The 2,524-nt window shown below is 62.5% G+C and carries 3 protein-coding genes; all 3 read left to right on the forward strand.

The annotated features are described in order from the left end of the window. A partial coding sequence (locus ACJWXQ_RS04180) for an NAD(P)/FAD-dependent oxidoreductase (RefSeq protein WP_406672225.1) occupies positions 1-966 on the forward strand: 966 nt, incomplete at its 5' end. 15 nt (positions 967-981) lie between these two features. Next, positions 982-1,869 carry a dihydrodipicolinate synthase family protein gene (locus ACJWXQ_RS04185; RefSeq protein ID WP_406672226.1) on the forward strand — a complete coding sequence of 296 codons (888 nt, stop codon included), beginning with the start codon at positions 982-984 and terminating at the stop codon, positions 1,867-1,869. Positions 1,870-1,991: 122 nt separating this feature from the next. Further along, positions 1,992-2,189: a hypothetical protein gene (locus ACJWXQ_RS04190; RefSeq protein ID WP_346049695.1), complete on the forward strand. Its 198-nt coding sequence runs from the start codon at positions 1,992-1,994 to the stop codon at positions 2,187-2,189. The last annotated feature ends 335 nt before the right edge of the window (positions 2,190-2,524 follow it).

Below are 2,524 nucleotides of genomic sequence, written 5' to 3' on the forward strand. Positions count from 1 at the left end.
TCCAGCCAGGTTCGGCGGACCACGGAGGGATTGGCGGCCCTGAGCGGGGGCAGCCTGGGTGCCTGGCGGGAGTTGCTGGGGCGAACCGGGGGCATGTCTCTGATCCGCAGCCAGGAATCGCTGACGGTGTTCGAGAAAAAGGGCACGGCCCGCAAGCTTGCACGAGGGATGAAACAAACGCAGCCGCATGGCGTGCCTGTTTCCCTCATTGATGGTGCTGAGGCGAGAGAGCGGGTGCCGGCCCTGGGTGAGCGTGTGCGTGGGGCGCTGCACTTTACCGCGACCGGGCATGTCACCGATCCCTTGGCCGTACTCGAGCATATCTGGACCCATTGCCTTCAGAACGGGATTGATTACCGGCAGGCCGAAGGCAGGGCGGTCCGGTTCACCGATGACGGCGTCCATGTTGAGACCGACCAGGGTGTGATCAATGCCCGCCAGGTCTTGATTGCCTGCGGTGCCCATTCCCGGCCCCTGGTCCATCAGGCAACGGGGCTGAAACCGCCGCTGGATACCGAGCGTGGCTACCATTTGATGCTGCCCGCCGAAGGTGAACGGCTGCCTATGGCCATTGCCTCGGCGGAACGGCGTTTCATCATGACGCCCATGTCCGGGGGCCTGCGTCTGGCCGGCACGGTGGAGTTTGGGGGGCTGGAACGCCCGGCCAACTGGCGTCGCGCCTGGGTTCTGCGTGAGCACGCCAATGCCTTGCTGGCGTCGTCCCTGGCGGATAGCGAGGCTGAGCCCTGGATGGGCTTCCGGCCGACCTTGCCCGATTGCCTGCCGGTCATCGACCGGCTTGGGCCCGGCGGACGGCTCTTGCTGGCTTTCGGCCACCATCACCTCGGTTTGACCCAGTCCGCCTTTACCGCCCGTATTGTCACGGCGCTGGCCAATGAGGCCGAGCCCCCGATTCCAGTTGACCCTTATCGTCTGTCCCGCTTCGGCAAGCCCAAAGCGCTGTAAGTTGGAGGAGGCACCATGACCCTGAAAGGCCTGTTCACCCCCATCGTGACCCCCTTCGACGCCAGCGGGGCGCTCAATCTGACTGCGGTGGATGCCATTGTCGAAGCCCAGCTGGAAGCCGGAGCGAGTGGGCTGATCGCCTGTGGTACCACCGGCGAGTACTACACTCTGGATGAGTCCGAACGCCAGGCCCTGATCGAGCGGGTGGTTCGGCAGGTGAATGGTCGTGTCAGCGTCCTGGCCGGCATCAATGCCCTCAATACCCGCGAGGGCGAATTGCGGGCCCGCCAGGCCCGGGACCTGGGTTGTGATGGCCTGATGATGTCACCCCCCGCCTACAGCCTCCCCGAGCAGCATGAGATCCTCGCGCACTTCAAGGCTGTCGCCGCGGCCACGGCGCTGCCCCTGGTGCTCTACGATTTCCCGGTGCGGGCCGGGGTACAGATTGAGGTGGATACCGTGCTGGCCTTGTCCGAGGTGGACAATATCGTCGGGATCAAGGAGAGCAGTGGTGATTTCAGCCGACTGCTGGCCCTGCGCGATCAATGCCCCTCTGATTTTCAGCTGATCTGCGGCTGTGATGACCAGGCCGCCGATCACCTCTGGTGGGGCGCGCGTGCCTGGATCAGCGGTTCGGCCAATGTCTTCCCCGCCGAACAGGCCGCCATGCTGGCGGCGGCCGAGCGGCAAGATTTCGAGTCCGTTCGGGCCGGCATGGCAGCCATGATGCCGATCATCCGGGACATGGAAGGCGGGGGCTACAACCAGAAAGCCAAGCTGGGGACGCGCGTGCGCCTCGGCATCGAGGCCGGGGATGTTCGTCAGCCTCTGCTGCCCTTGAGTCGGAGAGAAGTCGAGGAATTTCAGTTACTTATTGCAGGTTTTGATAAAAGCACTTCTTGAGTAAAGTTTCAGGACATTTTTCCAAGCTGAGGAATTTGTTGACTTTTTGCTTTCTGCGGCTATTCTGGGGTTGTCAGCCCAATTAACCCTGGATCAAACCGTAGTGGGTAAAGGAGTGAGGCATGGACCTGAATCAATTCGTCGACCGTTTGCTGGAGCGTTTCTCCGGTCCCATCTCCCAGCAGGTATTCATCCGCATTCAGAGCGACCCGGTCCTCATGCGGGAGTATTTTGCCCTGGTAAAGGCGCACGGGGTGAGCGAGGTCAATGGCTTCATCGCCGATCGCATCCGTGAAAACCTGGAAAGCCAGGCGGCGTAGCCGGCCGAAGGCCGCCAGGATAAAGGAGCAAAATCCGGGCCTCAGGGTGGCACCGTGGGAGCGGATTTATCCGCGATAACAATCCTTCTTCTGGCACGCCGCCCGCCAATTGAAAAAGCCCTGCCAACTGGCAGGGCTTTCTTTTGTGGCTGGGTCTTCTCGCCCCTAACCCCTCACTCCTGACCCCTTACCCCATCAGGCCGCTTTCTTCCGGCCGACGTCGAGCATCCGCTGCAGCGAATCCCGCGCCCCGGCGATGACGGTGTCGGGAACGGTAACCTCGGGCGCCATGTTTTCCAGCGCTTCGAGGATCTTGGGCAGGGTGATGCGCTGCA

Origin of the sequence: Natronospira sp. (genome assembly GCF_007134575.1) — a bacterium.
GTDB lineage: Bacteria > Pseudomonadota > Gammaproteobacteria > Natronospirales > Natronospiraceae > Natronospira > Natronospira elongata.

Excerpts from the sequence above, each read along its gene's own strand:
- ACJWXQ_RS04185 (WP_406672226.1), top strand. The coding sequence starts at position 982 with ATGACCCTGAAAGGCCTGTTCACCCCCATCGTGACCCCCTTCGACGCC.
- ACJWXQ_RS04190 (WP_346049695.1), top strand. The coding sequence starts at position 1,992 with ATGGACCTGAATCAATTCGTCGACCGTTTGCTGGAGCGTTTCTCCGGT.